Annotated in this window: 13 protein-coding genes; 11 read left to right on the forward strand and 2 right to left on the reverse strand. The window is 48.6% G+C overall.

The window, feature by feature from the left end:
- The first annotated feature begins 172 nt into the window (after positions 1–172).
- The gene (locus ABIE50_RS26395) at positions 173–1,891 is read left to right on the forward strand and encodes an IlvD/Edd family dehydratase (RefSeq protein ID WP_209865571.1); all 1,719 of its coding nucleotides are present in this window, start codon (positions 173–175) and stop codon (positions 1,889–1,891) included.
- Positions 1,892–1,903: 12 nt separating this feature from the next.
- Positions 1,904–2,662 carry an SDR family NAD(P)-dependent oxidoreductase gene (locus ABIE50_RS26400; RefSeq protein WP_209865574.1) on the forward strand — a complete coding sequence of 253 codons (759 nt, stop codon included), beginning with the start codon at positions 1,904–1,906 and terminating at the stop codon, positions 2,660–2,662.
- Positions 2,663–2,723: 61 nt separating this feature from the next.
- Here the strand turns inward: ABIE50_RS26400 and ABIE50_RS26405 are convergent, their stop codons facing one another.
- Complete coding sequence (locus ABIE50_RS26405; RefSeq protein ID WP_209865577.1) at positions 2,724–6,815, reverse strand: DEAD/DEAH box helicase; 4,092 nt, start codon at positions 6,813–6,815, stop codon at positions 2,724–2,726.
- A gap of 84 nt (positions 6,816–6,899) precedes the next feature.
- Here ABIE50_RS26405 and ABIE50_RS26410 point away from each other — a divergent pair, with 84 nt between their 5' ends.
- On the forward strand, positions 6,900–7,784 hold the full coding sequence (locus tag ABIE50_RS26410; RefSeq protein ID WP_209865580.1) for a COG4315 family predicted lipoprotein: 885 nt from the start codon (positions 6,900–6,902) through the stop codon (positions 7,782–7,784).
- Positions 7,785–7,865: 81 nt separating this feature from the next.
- Here ABIE50_RS26410 and ABIE50_RS26415 read toward each other — a convergent pair whose 3' ends face one another.
- The gene (locus ABIE50_RS26415) at positions 7,866–8,597 is read right to left on the reverse strand and encodes a GntR family transcriptional regulator (RefSeq protein WP_142687720.1); all 732 of its coding nucleotides are present in this window, start codon (positions 8,595–8,597) and stop codon (positions 7,866–7,868) included.
- Between the two features lie 246 nt (positions 8,598–8,843).
- Here ABIE50_RS26415 and ABIE50_RS26420 point away from each other — a divergent pair, with 246 nt between their 5' ends.
- The 8 genes from ABIE50_RS26420 to ABIE50_RS26455 all read left to right on the forward strand — a co-directional run bounded on the left by ABIE50_RS26420 (position 8,844) and on the right by ABIE50_RS26455 (position 24,150).
- A complete protein-coding gene (locus tag ABIE50_RS26420) occupies positions 8,844–10,166 on the forward strand; it encodes an MGH1-like glycoside hydrolase domain-containing protein (protein WP_209865583.1) in 1,323 nt (440 codons plus the stop codon).
- Positions 10,167–10,344: 178 nt separating this feature from the next.
- A complete protein-coding gene (locus tag ABIE50_RS26425) occupies positions 10,345–13,413 on the forward strand; it encodes a SusC/RagA family TonB-linked outer membrane protein (protein WP_209865586.1) in 3,069 nt (1,022 codons plus the stop codon).
- Between the two features lie 55 nt (positions 13,414–13,468).
- Positions 13,469–14,971, forward strand: coding sequence for a RagB/SusD family nutrient uptake outer membrane protein (locus tag ABIE50_RS26430; protein WP_209865589.1), 1,503 nt, complete (start codon positions 13,469–13,471; stop codon positions 14,969–14,971).
- 251 nt (positions 14,972–15,222) lie between these two features.
- A complete protein-coding gene (locus tag ABIE50_RS26435; RefSeq protein WP_354028189.1) occupies positions 15,223–18,228 on the forward strand; it encodes a glycoside hydrolase family 38 N-terminal domain-containing protein in 3,006 nt (1,001 codons plus the stop codon).
- A gap of 4 nt (positions 18,229–18,232) precedes the next feature.
- Positions 18,233–20,029 carry a class I mannose-6-phosphate isomerase gene (locus ABIE50_RS26440; RefSeq protein ID WP_209865591.1) on the forward strand — a complete coding sequence of 599 codons (1,797 nt, stop codon included), beginning with the start codon at positions 18,233–18,235 and terminating at the stop codon, positions 20,027–20,029.
- Between the two features lies 1 nt (position 20,030).
- Positions 20,031–21,320, forward strand: coding sequence for an MFS transporter (locus ABIE50_RS26445; RefSeq protein ID WP_209865594.1), 1,290 nt, complete (start codon positions 20,031–20,033; stop codon positions 21,318–21,320).
- Between the two features lie 255 nt (positions 21,321–21,575).
- Positions 21,576–21,932 carry a hypothetical protein gene (locus ABIE50_RS26450; protein WP_209865597.1) on the forward strand — a complete coding sequence of 119 codons (357 nt, stop codon included), beginning with the start codon at positions 21,576–21,578 and terminating at the stop codon, positions 21,930–21,932.
- A 16-nt stretch (positions 21,933–21,948) separates the two neighbouring features.
- The gene (locus ABIE50_RS26455; protein ID WP_209865600.1) at positions 21,949–24,150 is read left to right on the forward strand and encodes a hypothetical protein; all 2,202 of its coding nucleotides are present in this window, start codon (positions 21,949–21,951) and stop codon (positions 24,148–24,150) included.
- Positions 24,151–24,154: the final 4 nt, after the last annotated feature.

Genomic DNA, 24,154 nt, shown 5'->3' on the forward strand with positions numbered 1-24,154 from the left:
ATTGAACTTATGTTGCCATGTGTGATAAACATCTGTTAAATGGACACCCTACTTATCATGTAGAGAAAGAATATTAATAAAAAGTTAACCGGTAGTAAGATGGGATAATCATGCAGCTTCATTTTTGAAATCCATATTTTATTGTATCTTTTTGAAATTATCTACTCCCGTTATGAAGCACGAAAACTCACTTAGAAGCGCCAATTGGTTTGGCCGTGAAGGCAAAGATGGTTTTATATACCGCGCCTGGCTGAAAAAGCAGGGCATTCCCCAACACGAGCTGGAAGGCAAGCCTGTTATAGGGATCTGTAACACCTGGTCCGAACTTACGCCCTGCAATTCCCATTTCAGGGAACTGGCAGAATCCGTGAAGCGGGGTGTGATTGAAGCCGGTGGCTACCCCCTGGAGTTCCCGGTGATGTCGTTAGGCGAAACACTGATCAAACCTACAGCCATGTTGTACCGCAACCTGGTGAGCATGGATGTGGAAGAATCTATCCGCGCCAATCCCATCGATGGCGTGGTACTGCTGTGCGGTTGTGATAAAACCACACCGGCATTGGTAATGGGCGCCTGCAGTGTAAACATCCCTACTATTGTGGTATCCGGGGGAGCGATGCTTACAGGCAGGCACCGGGGCAATAGTATTGGCACCAGCGATATCTGGAGGTTCAGTGAAGATGTAAGGGCCGGCAGGATGACCAACGAAGAACTGGCTATGGCTGAAGCCGGCATGTGCCGCAGCGACGGGCATTGCGCCGTAATGGGCACAGCATCTACCATGGCCTGTATGGTGGAATCCCTGGGCTTGTCGCTGCCGCAGAACGCAGCGATCCCCGCACCGGATGCCGCCCGTAAAATACTGGCACACCTGTCGGGAAGCGAGATAGTAAAAATGGTCCGGGAAAACAGGCGCTTAACAGATATCCTTACTAGGGAAGCCTTTGAAAACGCTATCCGTGTAAATGCAGCCATCGGCGGCTCCACTAATTTCGTGCTGCATTTACTGGCCATTGCCGGCCGTATAGGCGTGGAGCTGGACCTGCAGGACATGGATACATTTTCCGCCAACATCCCGCTGATCGCCAACCTCCAGCCCTCCGGCAGTTACTTCATGGAAGATCTTTATTATGCCGGCGGATTACCCGCTGTGATCAATGCCATGCTGGATCATCTTCACAAAGATTGTATCACCGTCAATGGCAAGACCATTGAGGCAAATTATACGAATGCCGTCAGTTATAACAAAGATGTCATTTCATCAATGGATAATCCTTTTAACGCGGTATCAGGCATCGTGGTCCTGAAAGGCAATATCTGCGAACAGGGTGCTGTTATCAAACCATCGGCCGCAAGCCCGCACCTGATGAAGCATACCGGCAAGGCGGTGGTGTTTGAAGATATAGACGATTACAAAAAACGGATCGATGACCCTGCACTGGATGTGGATGAAAACAGTGTGCTGGTGCTAAAAAATGTAGGACCCAAAGGTTACCCGGGAATGCCTGAAGTAGGCAACCTGGGACTGCCGGCGAAATTACTGGCCAAAGGTATTACCGATATGGTGCGCATTTCCGACGGAAGGATGAGCGGCACCGGCTTTGGCACCGTAGTACTGCACGTATCGCCGGAAGCCGCTGCAGGAGGCAATCTCGCCATCCTTCGCGATGGAGATATCATTACGCTGGATGTGCAGCAGCGCAGGTTGGAAGCCGCCGTTTCCCCCGAAGAAATTGCCCGCAGGAAAGCAGCATGGCAACCGGTTTACCCGCAATCAACGAGGGGTTATGTACAGCTGTACCAGCAACATGTGGAGCAGGCACATCTCGGCGCCGACCTCGACTTTCTCAAAGGAAGCTCCGGCAGCGAAGTAACCAGGGATTCACACTAAAAAAACGGGCTTATGACATTTGATAAGAAAGTAGCTATTGTTACCGGCGCGGGCCAGGGCATCGGGTTTGAGATCAGCAAACAACTGGCATTACAGGGAGCTACCGTTATCCTGAATGATATTGATACCGCATTGGCCCAACAGGCAGCAGAGGCCATTACCGCTGCAAAGGGATACTGCATCCCGCTGCCCGGCGATTCCGGCGATATCAGCTTTATACGGCAAATGGTGAGCACCGCTGTTACACAATTCGGCCGGCTGGACATCGTTATTGCCAACGCAGGGATCACCCTCTTCGGTGATTTTTTCACCTACACACCGGAAGCGTTTAACCGTGTGATGCAGGTAAACCTGGGCGGCACTTTTTTCCTGGCGCAGGCTGCCGCCAACCAGATGAAACAACAGGCTGAAGGCGGCTCCATTCTGTTCATGTCTTCCGTAACCGGCCACCAGGCGCATAAAGATCTTGCTGCTTACGGTATGAGCAAAGCAGCGCTGGAAATGCTCGCCAAAAATTTAGTGATTGAATTATCCCCCTACAAAATCACCGTGAACACCATTGCTCCCGGCGCTACGCTCACAGAACGTACGCTGGATGATCCTTCTTACGAAAAAACATGGTCGGGTCTCACCCCTATGGGACGCCCCGCCTATACGCAGGATATTGCCAGCGCCGCATTATTCCTGGTGTGCGGCCAGGCAAGGCATATTACCGGCCAAAGCCTTATTATTGATGGAGGATGGACCAGTATCAGTCCTTCGCCTTTCTGAGCTGCTGCTTTGCGATAAGCCCGGGCCGCCCTACTGGAAAGTGCATTACAGGCGTTCCGGGCTACCGTTCTGCAATAAGTTTCAGCAATTCCTTTGCACTCAGCTTCCCCGACTGATCGCTGCCCTCCAGCAACTGATCGGCCAGATCCCGCTTGCTGTTATGCAGTGCAATGATCTTTTCTTCTATTGTATATTGCGCCACCAGCCGGTAAATGGTTACCGGTCTGGTCTGACCAATGCGGTGCGCCCTGTCGGATGCCTGCTCTTCAATAGCCGGGTTCCACCATGGGTCCATATGGATCACGTAATCTGCTGCCGTTAAATTAAGTCCTAGTCCCCCTGCTTTGAGGCTGATCAGGAACAATTGCCCGCTACCTGCCTGGAACTCCTTTACCAGCTTATCCCGCTGCGGTATAGGCGTGCTGCCATCCAGGTAGAGATAGGTAATTCCCTGCTGATCCAATGCCGACCGCACCAGGTCGAGATGTTTTACAAACTGGCTGAACACCAGCGCGCGGTGATTGTTCGATACCAGTTCTTCTACAATTTCCCGGAACACTGTTAATTTGGAAGATGGAATATCGGCCTCAGCATCCACCAGCTGCGGGTTACAGGCCGCCATCCTCAACCGGCTGATCTCCGCCAGTGCGCGGATATGCTGCTGCGCCATACTACCCTCCTGCGCCTTGATATTTTCCAGCGCTTTCCTGCGCAGGGCTTCGTAAAACGATGCTTCATCCGGCGACAGGCTCACCAGCTTCACGATCTCCGTTTTAGGCGGCAGCTCATCCAGCACGCCCGTTTTGGTACGTCGTAATATAAACGGTGAGATCAGTTTTTTCAGGTGCTGCTTCACCGTGCTTTCCGGGTTTCTCACCGAAGGGAAAACAAATTGTTTATTGAAATGATCCAGTGAGCCCAGCAACCCGGGATTGAGGAAGTTAAACAGGTTCCAGATCTCTGCCATATGGTTTTGTATAGGCGTTCCCGTTAGCATGAGCTTAAATCCTGCCTGTAGCGACATGGCCGCTTTGGAAGTTTTTGTCTGGAAGTTCTTGATCATATGCGCTTCGTCCAGTACAAGTGTGGGCCACTTTACTGCGGCCAGCAACTTTTCTTCTGATTGCAATAAACCATAGGTAGTGATCACCACATCAAAAGGGCCGGCGCCTTTGATCAAAGCAGAACGGCGGCCGTTGTGCAGGAATATTACATTCAGTGTAGGTGCAAAGCGGCTGATCTCATTGCTCCAGTTGTTCACCACAGAGGCCGGGCAAATAACCAATGCAGGACCCTCCGTTGCCCGTTGCAGCAACAATGCAATGGCCTGTATGGTTTTACCCAATCCCATATCATCTGCCAGGCAGGCGCCGGCTCCCCAGGCGGCCAGGTGGGTCATCCAGCGGAAGCCTTCCTCCTGGTAAGGGCGTAAAGTGGTTTGGAGTGTAACCGGCACCGTTATATCCAGCGCCATGGCAGCATCCCTTTTATCTACAAAGGCTTTCCATGCAGCATCTGTAACAACGCTGCCGGCGTGCTCGAGTAGCTCATCCAGCACCGGCAGGGCATATGGCTGAATGCTTATATTATCCCGGTCAATATTAGCCACGCTGGCCATTTCGTTTAGCCGCCGGCGTAAGTCGCCCGTTAATGCCAGGTATTCCCCGTTCTGTAACGCAATAAACCTTTTCTTTACCGTACGGGTAGTATCCAGCAGGTCTTTCAGGGCAAGTACGGTAGCCTCGTCTATTTTTAATTCACCGGTACACATAAACCAGTGATCTTTTTCTTTCAGTGAAATGTGCAATTGCGGGAAGCCGGCCTGCTGTCTTATCTTATACCGTTCTCCTTCGGGCCATTCTGCCCGCACCAGTTCGGGATGCTGGTGAATTATTTCCAGCAACTGCAAACAATCCAGCGGGTCTTCAAAAATGATGGTATCGTCGGAAAGGTCCTGGTCTATAGCGCCCTGGATGAGGTGCAGCAGGGTGGTTACATTGGCTTTTTCCTTAGCCAGGTCCCGCACTGCCTGCCAGCGCTCCCCGTTACTGATACCAATAATATTATATGCTCCTGTGCCGGGTTTACAATACGGCGGATCGCTGGTAAAGGGTTTTACATAAATACCGGCCTTTAGCCCGTCGCCCAGCGGCAAAAGCTGTACAACAATGCGGCTGTCGCCCGGACGTTTGCTGATATTGGCAATATCTCCCATATCAGCGTGAATGGTAAGGTGTGCGCCAATACTTTTCAATACCTGGGTCAGCTTGTCCTTACCCGCTGCCGGCACTACAGGGATCTGTTCCAGTGTTTGTAATAGACGGCGCTGCTGGGCGGTAAGATGGATGATCTTCAGGCGGGTGTTACTTTCCTTTACAAACACCGTTTCGCTGACATAATCGTTTATGTTGGCGCTGAAAGTGTATCCGTGCCCTGACCTGTTCACGCTCAGCTCCGGCTGTGCTTTTATAATTTCTACGGAAACAGAAATATCATCTGCAGAAAATAACAGCGGGTGGCCTGCAATTTCTTCCCATACTGTTTCCGCGAAAGAATAGGATTCGCCGTCGTAGTTATAATAATGATCCTTCTGCACGGTAGCGCCTATCCTGAAATCCTGTTCTGTCATGGCTTCCGCCTTCCCTTCCTTCAGCTTTTTCAGTGCCACATTACGACCGCTGCTCCACGTATTATTGCCCTGGGAGGTTTGTAATACCGGCTGGATCTTATACCGGTCAAAATCTATCAGGTAGATTAACCGGGAAGTTGCTGCATTCTTTTCTTTTTTTGCAAGATAGGTATCAGCGCCCAGCAGGGTGTTTAATAACCGCTCCCAGTCCGGCGTTTGTTCCATCTGTGAAAAAACAGGCGGATGGCTGATCATGTTGGCAGCTTCCTGGTACACGCTTTCATATCCCTGGTAATCATCTCCTTTAAATAAATATAAATACTCGTAGGTCAGTAACCAGTAGTGACGTTCCATGCCGAGCGTCAGCAAACGCGCTGCATTAATACTGAAAGTGCGCAATAATTTACTTTTGGGGTGGAGCAGCTGCAAACACAATACCGACAGGTAACTCAGCAGGTTGCTCTCTCCTCCTTCCAGGATCAGCAGCAGCAATTGTTCTCCCTTCTCCTTCCGGCCTGCATGAAAATGCAACAGGCAAACCGCGGGAGTGATGGCAGGAAACAGCTTTCGCTCATAAGCAGTTATGATTTTAGCGATCAGCGGGTTGGTTTGTTCACCCGGCAATACCGCCAGTGTAAAGGCGTAATAAAAGGCAAACAACGGCGACAGTGGCATGGTATGCTTTTTATCGTACCGCCGTTGACGTTTGATTCCCTTTTCAAAACAGGAAAGCGCCTTTGCAGGTTGCCCGCTATATAACAGCGTCACTGCCTGCGCATACAAATCATCCGCTGTATTATCTGCCGGAGGCAGATCAAGATGCCCCTGCAACAGCAACAGCTCCGGAAAACCGGCGGCATATTGCCGGCGGAAACTTTCCAGTTCCTGCACCGGGGGCATTTTCAGCAGGTTATATTTTAAAGCGAAAGATACTATTCTATCAAGGCTCTCCCGGCTGAAAAAAGGCAACAATCCCTCGTAGGCGGGGTAATACAACAGGTAGGAAAGATAGGGCTGGTATTCATTAAGCTCCAGTTCCAGTTTCCTTACCGGCGGCAACAGCAGGGAGCGGTTACCGGTAAAGTAGGCAGTGAGCAGCTGCTGCAGATCCTGCAGCCGGGCGCTCATGCTGTAAAATGCGTGTACAGCATACCTCGTTCTTTCCAGCAGCGCTGTATAGGCAGGCTGTTTTATAATTACCGGGAAAAGCAAAAATCCCATCTCCGGCACCAGGGAGTAATTACCGGTTACATTTTTAATGGCCAATCCGGCAGCCACCAGGTGTTTCAATATTTCGCCGACCCTGAGCCCCTTCATTTCTTCCACGCAGTTCACCGCGTCGGTAATGGTAAATGTTTCCAGCGGGTACAGGTATAGCGCCATCACATCTATCACCAGCCGGGTATCCCTTTCCTGTAATTCATATTGCCTTAAATAGAAACTTTCATCGACCATAGCAACAAAAATAGCTGAAAATATTTTGGGAGGCAGACAACCTTTTCCCGGTTTTTTCCGAATACGCATAGGTACCGGTTTAGCAAACCAGGTTGTTACTGACCAACAACCCGTAATAGTGTATTATTTCAAATTTCTAAAAATTTTAACTGCATGAACTGCTTTAAAAACACCCTGCTTTCATTGATAGCCTTTAGCGGTATCGTTTCCTTCAGCGCCTGCGGCGGAAATGACGACCACCCCGACACGCCTGCACCTAAGCCCCTGGTGCAACTCAGCGCCGACGCTACTTTGGGAAATCACCTTACAGATGTGGACGGTAATTCCCTCTATTATTTCTCCAATGATTTTGATGGCAAGAACAACTGCAGCGGCGGATGTGCTGCGGTATGGCCTATTTATTACGCCGGCGACAATCTGGCACAGGCTGCGCTGGGAACAGGATTGGACATTAAAGACTTCACTACCATCACCACTATTGATGGTAAAAAACAAACTGCTTACAAAGGATGGCCGCTGTACTACTTCGCACCTGCGGTAGGTGGAGTGAACGTACGTGAAGCGCCCGGCAAAACAACCGGTGAAGGCGTGAATAACGTCTGGTATGTAGCCAAACCCGATTATACCATACAACTGATCAACGCGCAACTGGTAGGCGCCGATGGTAAAAATTACAAGGCAGACCATACCGTTGGCGACGGCAAAACATTGTACTTCACTGATGGTAAAGGCATCACGCTTTATTCTTTCAATAAAGACAGCTTTAACATCAACAAGTTTACCAAAGCTGATTTTTCCAACAATGCTGTTTGGCCTATTTATGAAACAGACCAGATAGTGGTACCTTCTACGCTTGATAAAACATTATTTGGCAGCATCACCGTTGCCGGTAAAAAACAATTGACCTACAAAGGATGGCCGCTGTACTACTTCGGACAGGATGCAGGTGTAAGAGGCTCCAACAAAGGAGTGAGCTTCCCTGCACCAGGCGTATGGCCGGTAGTTACAAAAGATGTGGCGGCTGCTCCTAAGCCATAACCATTGCCTTCAACCGTAAAAACGGAACGGCTCAGTATTCTGTATGAATGCTGAGCCGTTGTATCTGGTGAAATATGTAAACTATTCTCTTCTGCTTTCCACGGTATACACGAAGCTGTCGGCCCGGTAATACCCAAGGTTATACTCTATAGGCCGTTCGCCCTGGTCGTATACAAACCGCTTCCTCAGCAGGATGGGATGCCCGGTTTCAAGCTCCAGTTTGGCGGCAATAAATTTGTCGGCTGATTTTGCGCTGATTTCTTCTTTGGACAATGTAGCCACTGTCATGTAATCCTTTTCCAGGATATCGTATAAAGGGCGTTTGAAATCTTCCTCACCGGTTAAGCCCACCCGGGGATGAAAATACGAAATGAAATATACAAAGGGCCCTTCCGCCTTTCCTCTCAGGCGTTCCAGCTTAAGCACTTTTTTATTTGGGCTGATCTCGAAGAAATTGGCAATGGTTTCATCGGGCAATACCCAGGTGACATGCAATTCAAAATTTTTGATGATGATACCGCGTGCAGTCATCTCCTGGGTAAAGCTCAGCCAGTTCTTTGATTTGGAGCTGATAGCAGCTTCGGCTACTTTGGTGCCCACTCCTTTCTTCCTGGTCAGCAGTCCTTCGTAAACAAGTTTATTCAGGGCATGACGCAAAGTAGATCGGGAAATAGCCAGTTGCTTTGCCAGCTGTACTTCGTTAGGTAAAAATTTTCCACCACTGTACTGTGGATCTTTTATCATGTTCCGCAACAGGTTTTCCGCCTGTATATGAAGTGGTAAAGGATTTTTATGATCTATACTCAAATTCATGCCTGCAAAGCAACTGGAAATAAACAAGAAAAACAATTTTAGCCCCCCTTATTTTGGGAGTATGTATGCCCTGGCCGGAAAAACAGTATCAAAACAAAGTATCCCAACTATACCAGCCGCGCTCACATAAACATCAAATAATCAACATGTTATCCACCCCTCCAACTATTTAGGCCTTGTTAAAAACTTTTCTTGCGTTTATTAAATTATGTTTATATGTTTGTACATAATATCCGGGGCCACATTATGAAAAAATACTTTTCTATAATTCCCTTTATTGCCGGTATCACTGCTCCTGTTTTCCTTCCGGGAAACCTGGCGGCACAGGCGGGCGCCAGCTCCCTGGCGGCAACTGTAATGGCAGACAGCAGGCTGGATACGGTACAGGCCCGGGCACTACGGCTACTCACCGGTTTCTCTGCCGGTACTTCCTATGGGGAAGTATGGATCAGGGACTTCAACACTTTTATTAATGGCTCCTTACAGGTATTACCACATGACCAGGTAAAGGAAATGCTGCTGCTTTTCTTCCGTATGCAGGGGGAAGATGGAAATATTCCCGATGGCGTTATTCCAAAGGAGAAAGCCAATGTGGGCTACAAATACAGGTATTCCGGCCTTGCCCCGCAATGGGCTGCCCATAAGAATACCGTGGAAACCGACCAGGAATCATCCCTGATCCAGGCGGTTAGAAAATATGTTGCTGTTACCGGCGACCAGGACTTTCTTTTTTTGGCTGTAAATGATAAAACGATTTTGCAACGGATGGAAGCCTCTATGGCCTATCTGCTGAAAGAGCGCTGGTCGGAAAAAAACGGGCTTATCAAAGGCGCCACCACTATCGACTGGGGCGATGTGCAGCCGGAAACCGGTTGGGGCGTAGCCATCAATGAGCAAACAAAATGGGCGGTCGATATTTATGACAACGCCATGTTTGTGATGGCTATACAGGATTTCATGGCAATGAAACCTCCGGATTACAAGGCACAGCGGAGCTGGAGCAAAGTAGCAGCCGGTATACGGAGCAATGTGCGCAAATACTTATGGGACGACCGGGCGCAGAAATATATACCACATCTTTATTTGAACGGAAGCCCGTTTTCCCCCTCATTCAACGAAAAGGAGATCCTTTACACAGGAGGCACAGCCTGTGCAATACTGGCAGGATTCCATACATCCAAAGAAATAGCGGCTATCAACAGGCAAATGATGCAGGCCGCCTCTAAAGAAAAATTCGCTACCATAGGTATCACGGTATATCCTCCCTACCCGGCAAAGGAGTTCCCGAATATGCATCCTTATGTATATCAGAACGGGGGCGACTGGACCTGGTTTGGCGGACGGATGATCCAGGCCTTAATTTTAAACGGATTTATACAGGAAGCCGTAGCAGAGCTTAAACCCATGACCGACCGTGTCATTGCTCATAACGGCTTTTTCGAATGGTATGATGTTCAGACAGGCACGCCAAAAGGATCAGGAGATTTTCGCGGGGAAGCAGGCGTTTTACTGGACGCCATCGCACTTCTGAAAAAATGGGCAATTCATCAGCAGGAAGTAAACAATTAAGGCTGCTTATTTATTATTATTTATTCATCAACCGGATCTTATTAAAAAACATATCATTACCATCATCTTAAAAACCAAATTTCGCTTGTTATCAAAGGGGCTTCCACGCAGCATCCCCTTGATCACTATCAACTGAAACATTTACCGGCTATTATTACCTCATCACTAAAGACTTGTTATGAAAGCAAAACTATTTTATGTGCTTGCATGCCTGTTACTCTCCATGCATGCAACGGCCCAGATTAAAATAAGCGGTAAGGTCACCAGCGCCGCTGACGGAACTGCAATTCCCAACACCACGGTGGCCATTAAAGGTACTTCCAGCGGTACCATCGCCAATGTAGATGGCGTTTACTCCTTAACAGTGCCCAACCAAAACTCTGTACTGGTATTTTCCTTCACGGGATTTGGTACCAAAGAGGTGGTTGTAGGCAATCAAACCACTATCAACGTATCACTGGAAGTACAGGTAAACACCCTGAGCGACCTCGTGGTAATTGGTTACGGATCGGTGAAAAAATCTGACCTCACCGGTGCGGTAGCTTCTCTCAAAGGTGAACAGGTGATGGACAAACCCGTTCCTAACATCTCCCAGGCCTTACAGGGTAAAGTGGCGGGTGTAGATGTAAACATCAACAGCAGCGCGCCCGGCCAGGCGGCTAAAGTACGCGTACGTGGTATCGGTTCTATCAACTCTTTTGTGGATCCGTTGTACGTGGTAGATGGTGTGGCGGGTGTAGATGCGAATGCCCTCAACCCTAACGACATCGCCTCCATTGAAGTACTGAAAGATGCCTCCTCTACCGCCATTTATGGTGCGCGCGGCGCCAACGGTGTAATTATGATCACCACCAAACGCGGTAAGGCAGGTCCCACACAGGTAAGCTACCAGGGAGATGTGAACGTAAGCACTCTGGCCAGCCACCTTCCTACATTGAACTCAGAGCAATTTGTAAAAGTATATAACGAAGCTTTTGCCAATGCTACTAAGTTCGACCCGGATCACGGCACCTGGACCCCAACAGCCATACTGGATCATGAACATTTTCCCTTGCTGTTCGATGAAAACGATAAACCATTGTACAACACCAACTGGGAGAAGGAAACCTATAAACCGGCCGTGTCTACCAGCCACCAGGTGAACTTCCAGGGTGGTAATGACAAACTGCTCTATAGCGCCTCCCTCGGTTACCTCGATCAGAATGGTTTAATGATAGAATCCTGGTTCAGAAGATATTCTGCCAGGGCTACTTTTGATGACCAGGTAAAAGACTGGCTGAAAATTGGCGGCGCCCTTAACATCGTATCCAGTACACAAAGATTGGTATCCGATGGTAACGGTTCCTTAAACGTACCCAGGATGGTGACGGAAGAAGTACCTATTGTACCTGTAAGATATCCCGATGGCAGCTGGGCGGGTAACTATGATATACCTGGCCTGGAGGGCGGTCCAAACCCTGTACAGATAGCACAGAACAGGTATACCCTCAATAACCAGATGCATACCCTGGGCAATTTTTACATGCAATTCCAGATCACCAAAGACCTGAATTTCAAAACCGATTTTGGTTACGATCAGATCAGCAACAAAGCCAATTTCTATTCTGCCGGCGATCTTCCCCACCTGTCGCAGGACCAGGGAGGTGTAGCCAGGGTCACCACCGACTATCGCAAGTACTGGCAGTCGGAAAACTATCTTACTTATAACAAACAATTCAAAAATAATAACAGCCTAAACGCGGTAGTAGGTATTTCATTCCTGGAGTTCAGTAATGAAAACGCCCTGGCGGAAACACAGAATTTCCTGTCTGATTACTTCCAGTGGAACTCCCTGGCCGCAGGTTCGGTACGTAACAACATCACTTCAGAAACCCAGCCATGGTCTATGAACTCTTATTATGGCCGTGTTAATTATAACCTGAAGAATAAATACCTCTTTACCGCCACTGCCAGGTACGATGGTTCTTCTAAATTCAGTAAAGACAACCAGTTCGCCTTCTTCCCTTCCGTAGCAGCCGCATGGCGCGTTTCAGAGGAGGACTTCCTGAAGAACAGCAAAACCATCAATAACCTGAAGATCCGCGCCAGCTACGGTACTTCCGGTAACCAGGAAATTGGTCAGTTCCAATACTCTCCACAGTACCGTCCTGATCAAACCGTTATAGGCGGCGCCAACCAGCCTACGCTGGTACCAGGTTATATAGGTAACCCGGATCTGAAATGGGAACGCTCCAACCAGATAGATGCAGGTGTGGAACTGGTAATGGTGGATAACCGCATCAACCTGAATGTGGATTATTACAACCGTAAAACATCCGACCTGCTGCTGGCCACCCCTATTCCATGGTCCGCAGGTATGTATACTCCCAACGTATATAAAAACATTGGCGAGGTAAGAAATACCGGTCTGGAAGTAAACCTCAGTACCGTAAACATTCAGAAACCAAACTTAACCTGGACGACCACCTTCATTTTTGCGACCAATAAAAATGAGATCCTCACCCTCAACGACGGTAATGCAGATATCTTCCCCGGTCCTAACTTCCTGGGTCAAACCAATGTACTGCGTGTAGGTGAGCCTATCGGTTCTTTCTATGGCATGAACAGGCTGGGCATCTGGGGCACCGATGAAGCCGCCGAAGCAGCCAAGTACTCCCTGCTGCCCGGCGACAGGAAGTATGAATATGATGCAAACGGCAATCCGGTATATAATATCATAGGCCGCGCTTATCCGAAATGGACAGGTACTTTCAGCAGCACCCTCAAATACAAAGGATGGGACTTTAGTTTCGATATCCGTTTTGTACAGGGCGTAAATACAGCCGCTGCATTTAAACACTCTACGGAAGACCGCCAGACACTGGCCAACAGTTTGGCTACCGTACTGAATGCCTGGACCCCGGAAAACCAGAACACCCATGTTGCACAGGTACGCAGCTATAAATTTACACAGGACTCCCATTTCGATACCTGGTGGGTAGAAGATGGTTCCTATATCAGGGGACAAAACTTCACGCTCGGCTATACTTTCCCTGAATCATGGATGCAGAAAAGCAAGATCCGCAAGTTCCGCATTTACGGCAGTGTGCAAAACCTTTTCCTCATTACCAAATACACCGGTTATGATCCTGAAGTAGACACCTTCAATTTTGGTTATGGCGCCAACACCGGTTTCTCACAGAACATCGACTTCTTCCCTTATCCCCGCCCACGCGTGTGGAACCTGGGTGTGAATCTTGATTTCTGATGAAATCGTATACCCGTTGATGTGATAATCTTTTTAGTGATTAAAAATTATGAAAATGAAAACGACTAAACATATCATACTTGCGCTGCTGGTGTTATTCGCCTGTTCCTGCAAAAAATTCCTGGAACAAAAACCCACGAATTTTCTTCCGCCGGATGCCGATCTGTCCGATCCCAAAGTGGCGCGTGCGCTGGCAAACGGTTCTTACCAGTACCTCCAGGGATTTTTACAGGGGCAGCCTTCTTCCTATGGCGGTAACGTTTACAACCTGATGGAATTTATGACAGGAAAGGCCAACAGCGATCTTGGTCAAACCGGGTTTGCCACTTTCCAGAACCTTAGCTATAATACCACCTCCTTCTATGTGGATACCTGGTGGCAACGTTTATACATGGGAGTAGGCGCCTGTAACCTGGCCATAGAGAAATTGCCCCAGGCAGCAGTATCAGATGCCGATAAAACCAATATGCTGGCAGAGGCGCATACACTGCGGGCACTTTATTACTTCCATCTTGTACGGCTATACGGCGCAGTTCCCAAAGTGACCGAGGTGCCAAAAGACCTGAACCTGAACCTGCCCCGCACAGCAGCAAAGGCTATTTATGATGAGATCATTATCCCCGATCTGCTAACCGCGGCAAAATCAACGCTGCCCTGGGCAGACAGAACCGGCAAGGTATCTATGGGACTCGTTCAGTCGCTCCTGGCAGATGTATATCTTACTTATGCCGGCGCTGCCATTAACGGAGGTAACCAATACTATGCACTATCGGCCGCCGCATCCAAATCCGTGATTGCGAACGGCGGCTATTTCCTGTTCCCGGAATACACCAATATGATCAACCCCAACAATAAAAATCTCGGGGAGTTCATTTTCCAGGTACAGTATGCAGCCTCCGTACCAAGCATTAACCCGCTTACACCACTTACCATTCCAAACTATGCAGGTATCTCCAAATATTCTGATGAGTATGGATCCGTATATCCTACCCCGCAGTTTATTGCATCATTCCCTGCAGGAGATAAACGTGTACAGGAAAGACAATTCTTCTATACCAAATACAAGAAGAAAGAACCTGCTACTGATACGTTTACATTTAAAGGCCGGTATATTTACAAATGGTTTGATTCGCTTGCTGTTGTAAGCACCGCAAAATCCGATCTCAACTATACACTTTACCGCCTGGCAGATGTATACCTGATGTATGCAGAGGCATCCAACCGTGCAGAAGGCGCTCCGAATGCAGATGCCATCAAATACGTAAATGCCATCCGGGCCCGCGCTAAACTGGCGCCTATAGGCGCCATGTCACAAGCCAATTTTGAACATGAAGTATGGCTGCAACGGTATTTTGAACTATGCTTTGAAAACAAAATGTGGTTTGATATGATCCGGACCCGGAAAGTACACAACGACGTAACGGGCAACTGGGATGATTTTGTTGGACATAAAACGGTATTCGGCGCTACTTTCGCAGCAAAACAATTACTGTTCCCTGTACCTAAACAGGAAAGTGATGTGAACCCGAATTTATTGCCCAATAACCCGGGATTCTAGTAGAGATTTTTTATTTGAAAGATAAGGCTGTCTCTTTTGAGGCAGCCTTATTTATAAGGGCGCAAACATCCGCCCGGAGTCTTTTTTTGTGAGATGCCTGCCATTGTACTTATTACAAACACATCGTTCTTCTCCCGGATATCTGCTGTTATTATTATTTCTCCCAACCGATACTTCGGAATACCAATATTTTTTACCAACAACCCCATTCTTTCCAGTCCTGAAACGTCGGAATGCTAAATTATGTATGTATGTTTGTACATATGAAACATATAGTAGTCAAACTCCTTTTGTCTGCTGGGATCGCAACCAGTGTAAATGCCCTGGGGGCGGGGTTTTCCGCTACATATAACAGGGTATTGCCCTGTTCGTTAAACGCACACACACATAATAAGCACCTGGCTGCAAAGTATCATGTATTGCAACAACAGCCCATACCCTTTACCAGTATTGAGCTACAGCCTACCGTAGCCTACCTCAACCATCACGGCACCCCCGCCCGTATGGTGAGGATGCGCTTTCATGGCGGCAAAAGCTACCAGCCGGCAGTGGTATATATGCATTTTAACGGACAGGAGGACAGCCTGACGCTGGCAGCCAGCCAGGACGGCCTCGGAGAAGTAGAACTGCCCCTGCCGGGCGCGCCGGTAGATAAAGACGCCCAGCTGTTTGTACGTGTCAGCAGCGGCGGGCAAACCTACACTGCCCGCTGTATTGTGTCGCCCACCCGGCAATGGAATGTGTATATCATGCCTCATTCCCACGTAGACGTAGGATATACCAACGTACAGGCAAAAGTGCTGACCATTCACATGAACAATATCGATGAAGCCATTAAGATAGCCGCCCGTACAGCCAACTACCCGGCAGAAGCCCGCTTTAAATGGAATACGGAAGCCCTCTGGGTGGTAGATAAATACCTGGCCGCCGCCAGCGATGAAAAGAAACAGCGGTTCCGCGAAGCCGTTACAAAAGGATGGATCAACCTTGACGGCGCTTATGCTAACACCAATACCAGCGCTACCTCACCCGCACAGCTGCTGCAACTGTTTGCCACCGGCGCCCGTCTTGCAAAAGATTATGGTATTCCTATCAACACCATGTTCCAGGGAGACGTACCCGGGGCCTCCTGGGGATTGATCAGCCAGGCAGCCATTACCAGTATCCGGTATTTCCTCAGCGCTCCCAATGCCAACGACCGCATCGGCAGCTCGGGGCAATGGCGCGATAAGCCCTTCTACTGGCAGGACGCTTCGGGAAAACAACAGGTGCTCTTCTGGCAATCATCTCCCTACTCTATCGGCTATACGCTGAAAGGAAGCAAAATACCCAACTTCTTTACTGTAGAAGATCCAAAGCCTTACTATACCGGTAAGCCAAGTGAAAACTTTCTCAACCCATATCTTTTCGATTATCTGTCCCAGCTGGAACATCAGCAATTTCCCTACAACATGACCCTCCTCACCTGGGCCATGAGCGATAATGCCCCCATAGACCCCGAACTGCCGGACGCAGTAAAGGCATGGAACGAACGTTATACATCTCCCAAACTCATTATCACTTCCGTTAAACAATTTTTCCAGGACTTTGAAGCAGGGTGGAAGGATAAGATCCCGGTATTTGCAGGCGACTATACCGAATACTGGACAGACGGCGTCGCCTCCGGTGCCAAAGAAACCGCCATTAACCGGAATGCATCCGACCGGCTACAGCAGGCAGGCGCCATCTGGGCCATCAGGGGTAAAACCGGCTACCCGGCAGATTCCTTTCAACATACCTGGACCGACCTCATTATGTTCAACGAACATACCTGGGGTGCTTTCAACAGCGTATCCAACCCCCAGGATCCGAAAGCTATCGCTCAGTGGCAGTACAAACAGGCCTTTGCGCTGAACGCCCAAACCCGCTCTGAAACATTGCTGCACAGCAGCACTAACGGTAACGGATATACCAATACGGCAACACAGGCCGTTGATGTATACAATACGCTTGGGCATACCCGGACAGCCCTGGTTCGTGTTCCTGCGGTGCTCAGCACTGCCGGCAACCAGGTGAAAGATATAAACGGCAGGATACTGCCTTCGCAAAGGCTCAGCACGGGCGAACTTGCATTTCTCGCCACATCGCTGCCGCCTTTTTCCAAACAGCGGTTCACCATTCATCCCGGCGCTGCCGGAACACCGGCACAAAAGGCCACCGTTAAGGATAACAGCCTGGACAACGGCCTTTATTCCATCCGGGTAGATCCATATACCGGTAATATCATTCAACTCGTAAAAAAAGGTTATAACGGGAACCTTGCCGATTCCGCCGGGTTGAATCAATACACTTATATGCCTGGCGACTCTGCCGAAAAAATACTATACAGCGGCCCCGCCAACATCCATATCAAAGAGAAAGGACCGCTGGTGGTAAGCCTGTCTGTTACCAGCACAGCGCCGGGCGCCCGCTCCCTCACCCGTGAAATAGAGCTTGCCTCGGGTACCGACCAGGTGGCACTGGTGAATACAATAGATAAAACGGCTGTTGGCAGTAAGGAGAGTGTACACTTTGTATTCCCCTTCCGCATCCCCGGCGCACAGGTACGATACAATATACCCTGGGGAAGTATAACCGCGGAAGCAGACCAGCTGCCACATACTAACAGGAACTGGTATACGCAGCAGCGATGGGTAGATGTGTCAGGAAAAAATACGGGCGTTACCTGGTCGGGCCCCGATGCGCCCCTGTTTGAAATAGGACAATATCCCACAGCGGGGTTACTCGGCGGGCTGCATAACTCTCCCCGCTGGATTTCCTTTATGGAACAGCAGCCGCTTATTTCTTCATGGGTAATGAACAACCTGTGGCATACCAATTTTCGCAGAGACCAGGAAGGGATCACGGTTTTTCATTACTACCTGCAGGTACATGGCGCATTTGATGCCGCCGCAGCGAACAGCAAAGGCCTGGAAAATCATCAGCCACCGGTAGTTGCAGCAGCAGACGGTCCTCCGTCAGAAAGCCTGTTCTTCAACATCAGCGGCGATAATATATATGTGGAAAATCTCTACCCTGCGGCAGACGGTAACGGTGTTATCATGCAACTGGTAAATACAGCCGCTCATACGGCCACGGCTATACTATCTTCAAAAAATAAATCCACCGCTTTAAATATTTCAGAAAGCGACTTACTGGAAACAAACAAGCGCATACTTCCGGATAGTTTCCCTGTTCCCGGTAAAGGAATAATAATGATCCGCGTAGCAAAAAAATAAGATTATGATCTGGCGAGATTCAGCACAGCCCCTGCTGCCGGAACATGCAGCAGCTCCTCTCCCGGGTACCTATAACAGGTACCCGGCTCATCCGCTCGGCAATGGTAAGATACAGACCGGCTACACATCGCTGGCCAACTGGATTGTTCAGCATCCGGTGGTGGTAATAGATGGCTATGCAGGTATTTTCTGGGAAAAGATATACACGTCCCTGAAGCTGGAACTGGCCCGTATGGGCGTTAACGTTAGGTGGTACGATATGCATTGTTGTTTAAAAGACAGCCGGCATATACAAGACCTGGTGGCCCCTTTTATTGGTAACGAAGGCGATGTATGGGGCACAAAAACTTCTTTGCACATCACTGATTTTTTTGATGAAGAGAAGATCGCGGCACTGCTGCCCGAAGGTCCTTATGACCTGCATATCATATACGGAAGCGGGGCGGCACTCGCACATCCTACTGCCCCGGTTATCTACCTGGATCTTCCCAAAAACGAACTGCAGTACCGTATGCGTGCAGGCACTATTACCAACTTTGGCAACAGCACCGCCGGTGGCAGCGCTGAAATGTACAAACGCTTTTATTTCGTAGACTGGGTAGTGCTGAATAATTACAAACAAACCCTGCAGCAGCGCATCCGGATTATGGCAGATACCCAATGGCCAGATCATATAGCGTGGGCATTTAACCATGATCTGCAGGAAGGTATTTCCCGGTTGGCGCGCAGCACTTTCCGGGTAAGGCCCTGGTTTGAAGCAGGCGCCTGGGGCGGGCAGTGGCTGAAAACACATATCAACGGCATTAACACGGAAGAAATAAATTATGCCTGGTCTTTTGAGATGATTGTTCCGGAGAACGGGGTACTTTTTGAGAGCGATGGTTACCTGATGGAAATTCCCTTTGAATGGATGATGTATACACAGCATACTGCCATTCTTGGGGATCATGCAGACATCTTTCAATATGAATTCCCTATCCGGTTCGACTTCCTCGATACATTTGATGGCGGCAACCTTTCCATTCAGTGTCATCCTTCAATGGATTATATCCGGGCGCATTTCGGAGAAACCTTTACACAGGATGAAACCTATTATATCATGGATTGTAAAGACGATGCCGCTGTGTACCTGGGTTTCCGGGAGGGAATTGATCCGGAGGCATTTAAAACCAAACTGGAAAACAGCCGGGATCTTGGTATTCCGGTAGAAATAACGGATTTTGTACAAAAGCATGCGGCAGATAAACATACCCTTTTCCTGATTCCTAATGGTACGGTGCACAGCGCAGGCGCCAACAACCTGGTACTGGAAATCAGCGCCACCCCGTACATTTTCACGTTTAAAATGTACGACTGGCTGCGACCTGGACTGGATGGAAAACCCAGGGCTATCAACATCGACCATGCCTTTCATAACCTGGACTTCAGCAGGCAGGGTAAAGCAGTGAAAGATCAACTGATATCCAAGCCCGCCGTAATAGATAAGGGGGAAAACTACCAGCTGGTACACCTTCCTACACATGCCGAACATTTTTATGATGTACACAGACTGGAATTCAGCGGCAGTGTTAATATTACTACCAATGGCCTATGCCTGGTGATGATGCTGGTGGAAGGCAGTTCCGTAACGGTTACTACCGCTAACGGGCATACGACTACCTATCATTACGCTGAAACTTTTGTAATACCGGCGGCAGCAGTAAGCTGCCGGATCACCTGCAATAATGAAGGCCCGGTGAAACTGATCAAAGCGTTCTTAAAATCATCGCACCCGGTTTTTAACCAAATAGCATCCACCTGATATGCAGCAACAGCGTCAACATCTCAGCTTCATTACACTGGTAGCTTCCCTGGGCGGCTTCCTTTTTGGTTTTGATATGGCGGTGGTATCCGGCATCCTCCCGTTTGTGGAACACCGGTTTTTATTATCGCCGGCACAGCTGGGATGGTTTGTATCATCTGCGCTTGCAGGCTGTATTGCCGGGGTTATTTTTGCCGGCGACCTCAGCGACCGCTTCGGCAGGAAAAAACTATTGTTCCTGTCGGCTGCATTGTTTGTGCTTACTGCATTGGGCTGCACTTTTATACCTGCATTTTCCTGGCTCATTGCTGCACGCATTCTTGGCGGTATGGCCGTAGGCATAGCCTCCAGCGTGGTGCCGCTCTATCTCTCAGAAATTGCCCCGGATCATTTGCGGGGAAGACTGGTTACCTATTACCAGCTGGCCGTTACCATTGGCATCTTCTGCGCTTATGCCAGCAATGCACTGCTGCTGAAGTATACCGCAACGCCTTCCCAAAACGGATGGCCGCTGATCAGCCACCTGGAAGTTTGGCGTAAAATGTTCGGGGTAGGTATTTTTCCTGCACTGCTTTTTTTGCTGGGTATTATTTTTATCCCTGAAAGCCCCCGCTGGACAAAGCAACAGCACGCTACCGTAACAGGTAACGCTGCCGGCTATACGCAACTGCTGGCGCCCCGTTTCCGCCGCGCTTTGCTGATAGCGGTCCTGCTCCCGTTCTTTTCACAGTTCAGCGGTATCAATGCCATTATTTATTACGGGCCTACTATTCTGCACCAATCCGGTCTTACACTGGATAACTCCCTCATCAGCCAGTTATTTTTCGGTGCAGCCAATGTGCTCTTTACCTTCATCGCCATCTGGAAAGTAGACAGCCTTGGCAGGCGCCCCCTGTATCTATGGGGAACAGCCGGAGCAACTATCAGCCTGATGCTTACAGGCTTCTGCTTTTACACCGGCGCCGTTAATGGCATATACCTCCTGCTTTGTGTGCTTGCTTTCCTGGCCTGCTTTGCGTTTTCCATCGGTCCGCTGAAATTTGTGATCGCTGCAGAAATATTTCCCGACAGCATCCGCGCAAAAGCATTGTCGCTCAGCATTATGGTGATGTGGACCGCCGATGCGATTATGGGACAGCTCACGCCGGTTATGCTGGCTTTCGCAGGAACGCCTCAAACATTCTGGTGTTTCGCCTTATGCTGTGTGTTCGCTTTTATAACGGTATTTAAACTGGTACCGGAAACAAAGGGACAGTCGATGGAAGACATCCAGCGTCACTGGATACATTAAACAAAGCAGGCCGTACATTACAACCTGTCCTAAAAACACCTCTCCCCGAATATCAGCCCGTGGCTTTTCATCCACGTTTACAACATCTTTGTACATGAGGTTTACAGCCATCTGTCTTCTACATGCATCAACTCATCCGTCCAAAGGCCATCACAGCCATACTTACAGCAGGTGTTAGTTTCGGATTCAACATTGGTATAAATTTTAATACGCATTCTTATGGGTTATACAACTCATTAACAGTAACAGGTGCAAATGACGCTACTGCTTGAGACAATTTTGTGGACACAGGGAATTTATTTCCTGGCAACCGGTATGTGGCCGCTGGTGCATTATGGCAGCTTTGAAGCAATCACCGGTCACAAAACGGATGTATGGCTGGTCAAAACTGTGGGAATGCTATTGGCGGTTACCGGCGCAGCTCTGCTAATTGCAGTGATGGATAGAAGGCCGGTGGATGCCTTTACTTTTACTATTGGCGCTGGCACTGCCCTGGGATTGTTAACTATTGACATCATATATGTCGTAAAAAAAGTAATATCAAAAATTTATCTGCTGGATGCATGCGTTCAGCTCTTATTAATTGCATTGTGGTGTATAAATATATTCTAACCCTAATTTCACAGATATGGAAGGCGTTTCCCCTCAGGCGGCGGCAATTGACGGCATATTCAATAATCCTGAATTAAAAGAAATTTTTTACCAGCAACTTGGTAACAGCAACTGTTATGTGTATTGCGTGGGAGATGCATTATGGGTAATGACCGAATGGCCTGAAGGCGCACGTATTACCTTCAGGGCGGTATATGCCCCGCATGATAAAATTGAAATAAAAAGTACTACAAAGAAAAGGAACCAGGCCGTTTTCCAGTTGGACACGCTGGCAGCCACATACCAGGTCACCCTGGATCTTTATCACAACGGGTATCCCTGTTTTCGCTGCAGAACTACTGTCACACCAAAAGCTGCACTTGCTTTTCATTACTGGCCGCGTGACATAATGCCGTTGAATCCCGCCGGCAGCAGCGGGTTTCCTGAAGGTGATATTTATGCTTCCCAGAACGGCCCCCGCACCGGGATGATCTATTTTGGTATAAAGGCCCCTCACTCAGGCGCAGTACTGTACCTGCAAAATTTTTCTGCGCTGGGTAACTATTGCGGGCAAACGAAAACGTCTCTCAGCAACACAGTTGGCGGCACCTGGCCGGATATCGGCTTTATGCTGCCATCATCGGATAAGCAATTTTTAAAGGCAGGTAAAACTTACACCATCAGCGACGCCTTTATAGTTATGGATGCCAAAATACCTGCAAATGAAACCGAAATGTCCATACAGTTCATGGACCTGCTGGCGGAGATCTATCTGCGTCTCCCAAAGCCCAACACACAATATCATCACTGGCCGGATATAGCTGAAAAAGCATGGCACGACCTGGAGCACAGTGCGGGCAGCTGGTGCCAGGTAAACGGCCATGCCTTTTTGAATGCCTATGTATGCGATTATAAAACACCTCCCGAGCTAATGGTGCAAATGGCGGTGTTACTTCCACTAACGGAATACCGGAAATGGAGTAAGCGGGAAATGAAGATCATAAATGACCTCATAAACATAATACCGGACTTCTATGACAACAAGCTAAACACCTTCGTGCGATGGCTGCCTGCCGCTGCGCACCGGCTTGATAAATCAGAAGAGCATAAGCATCCGCTGGTTATGGATAGCTGGTATCTCCATCATCCGTTGTTAAACCTTATCCGCCTGGCAAAGCAGGGTCATAAAGGCATTATGGACAAGCTTTCCCATTCGCTGGATTTTGCTATCAGGGTAGCGCATCATTTTAACTATAAGTGGCCGGTATTCTATAATATGGAAACACTGGAAATAATAAAAGCAGAAACAGAACCTGGTAAAGGAGGTGAAAAAGATGTGCCGGGTATTTATGCCAAAACGATGCTGCTGGCATGGGAGGTGACTCAAAAAGAGGAATACCTGGAAGAAGCTAAAACAGCCTGCCTGTCATTACAGGGAGAAGGATTTGAGCTTTTTTACCAGGCCAATAATACTGCTTTCTCTGCATTCACTGCATTGAAACTGTTCACGCTTACCAAAAACGAAGTGTACTTAAATATCAGTTACCTCTGCCTGGCCAATATGTTTAAGCACGTGTGGTTGTGGAATTGCAATTACGGGTTTGCTGAAAACTATGCTACTTTTTTCGCCATGTTTCCGCTGCGGGATGCACCATATATCGCTGTTTATGAGGAAACGGAATGTTTTGCTTCTTTCAGCGATTACCTGTTACTGGCAGAGGATATTTCAATACCAGCTTCTATCCGGCTGCTGCTGGCAGAGTTTATACGCTACTATATCAACCGGGCAAACTATTACTATCCTCCCATGCTACCCGCTGATTGCATTGCAAAAAAAACCAAAACAGGGGAAGTAGCAAAAGAGTTGTGGCTTCCCATAGAAGATCTCCAGGATGGATGGGCTGAGTCCGGAACCGTAGGCCAGGAAGTATACGGGGCAGGGCTGCCTTTTACACTGGTGCCTCATCATTATTACACTATCCCGGGTGAATCACTTCTTGTATACATTGATTACCCCGCTGCGGGTTTCAGCACCAGGGGGAAAACAGCCACCTTCCGGTTGCTCGGACATAAAAAAGGCGCTTGTCATATGCGCATTATGCCCATTAAAAAGCGTAAGGAATTGCCACGTATCACGGTAACAGACGGAAGGGATGTGCTGAATGCCACTGTATGCGATAACGGGCACCTTGAATTTAAACTTAAAGGAAACCAGCAGATCGTCATCAGCTGGAAATAAACCA

The sequence above is a fragment of the Chitinophaga sp. OAE865 genome, from assembly GCF_040546735.1.
Lineage (GTDB): Bacteria > Bacteroidota > Bacteroidia > Chitinophagales > Chitinophagaceae > Chitinophaga > Chitinophaga polysaccharea_A.

What these genes read in the sequence shown, in the direction of transcription:
- ABIE50_RS26395 (WP_209865571.1), top strand. Translation starts at nt 173, where the DNA reads ATGAAGCACGAAAACTCACTTAGAAGCGCCAATTGGTTTGGCCGTGAA.
- ABIE50_RS26400 (WP_209865574.1), top strand. Translation starts at nt 1,904, where the DNA reads ATGACATTTGATAAGAAAGTAGCTATTGTTACCGGCGCGGGCCAGGGC.
- ABIE50_RS26405 (WP_209865577.1), bottom strand. Translation starts at nt 6,815, where the DNA reads ATGCGTATTCGGAAAAAACCGGGAAAAGGTTGTCTGCCTCCCAAAATA.
- ABIE50_RS26410 (WP_209865580.1), top strand. Translation starts at nt 6,900, where the DNA reads ATGAACTGCTTTAAAAACACCCTGCTTTCATTGATAGCCTTTAGCGGT.
- ABIE50_RS26415 (WP_142687720.1), bottom strand. Translation starts at nt 8,597, where the DNA reads ATGAATTTGAGTATAGATCATAAAAATCCTTTACCACTTCATATACAG.
- ABIE50_RS26420 (WP_209865583.1), top strand. Translation starts at nt 8,844, where the DNA reads ATGAAAAAATACTTTTCTATAATTCCCTTTATTGCCGGTATCACTGCT.
- ABIE50_RS26425 (WP_209865586.1), top strand. Translation starts at nt 10,345, where the DNA reads ATGAAAGCAAAACTATTTTATGTGCTTGCATGCCTGTTACTCTCCATG.
- ABIE50_RS26430 (WP_209865589.1), top strand. Translation starts at nt 13,469, where the DNA reads ATGAAAACGACTAAACATATCATACTTGCGCTGCTGGTGTTATTCGCC.
- ABIE50_RS26435 (WP_354028189.1), top strand. Translation starts at nt 15,223, where the DNA reads ATGTTTGTACATATGAAACATATAGTAGTCAAACTCCTTTTGTCTGCT.
- ABIE50_RS26440 (WP_209865591.1), top strand. Translation starts at nt 18,233, where the DNA reads ATGATCTGGCGAGATTCAGCACAGCCCCTGCTGCCGGAACATGCAGCA.
- ABIE50_RS26445 (WP_209865594.1), top strand. Translation starts at nt 20,031, where the DNA reads ATGCAGCAACAGCGTCAACATCTCAGCTTCATTACACTGGTAGCTTCC.
- ABIE50_RS26450 (WP_209865597.1), top strand. Translation starts at nt 21,576, where the DNA reads ATGACGCTACTGCTTGAGACAATTTTGTGGACACAGGGAATTTATTTC.
- ABIE50_RS26455 (WP_209865600.1), top strand. Translation starts at nt 21,949, where the DNA reads ATGGAAGGCGTTTCCCCTCAGGCGGCGGCAATTGACGGCATATTCAAT.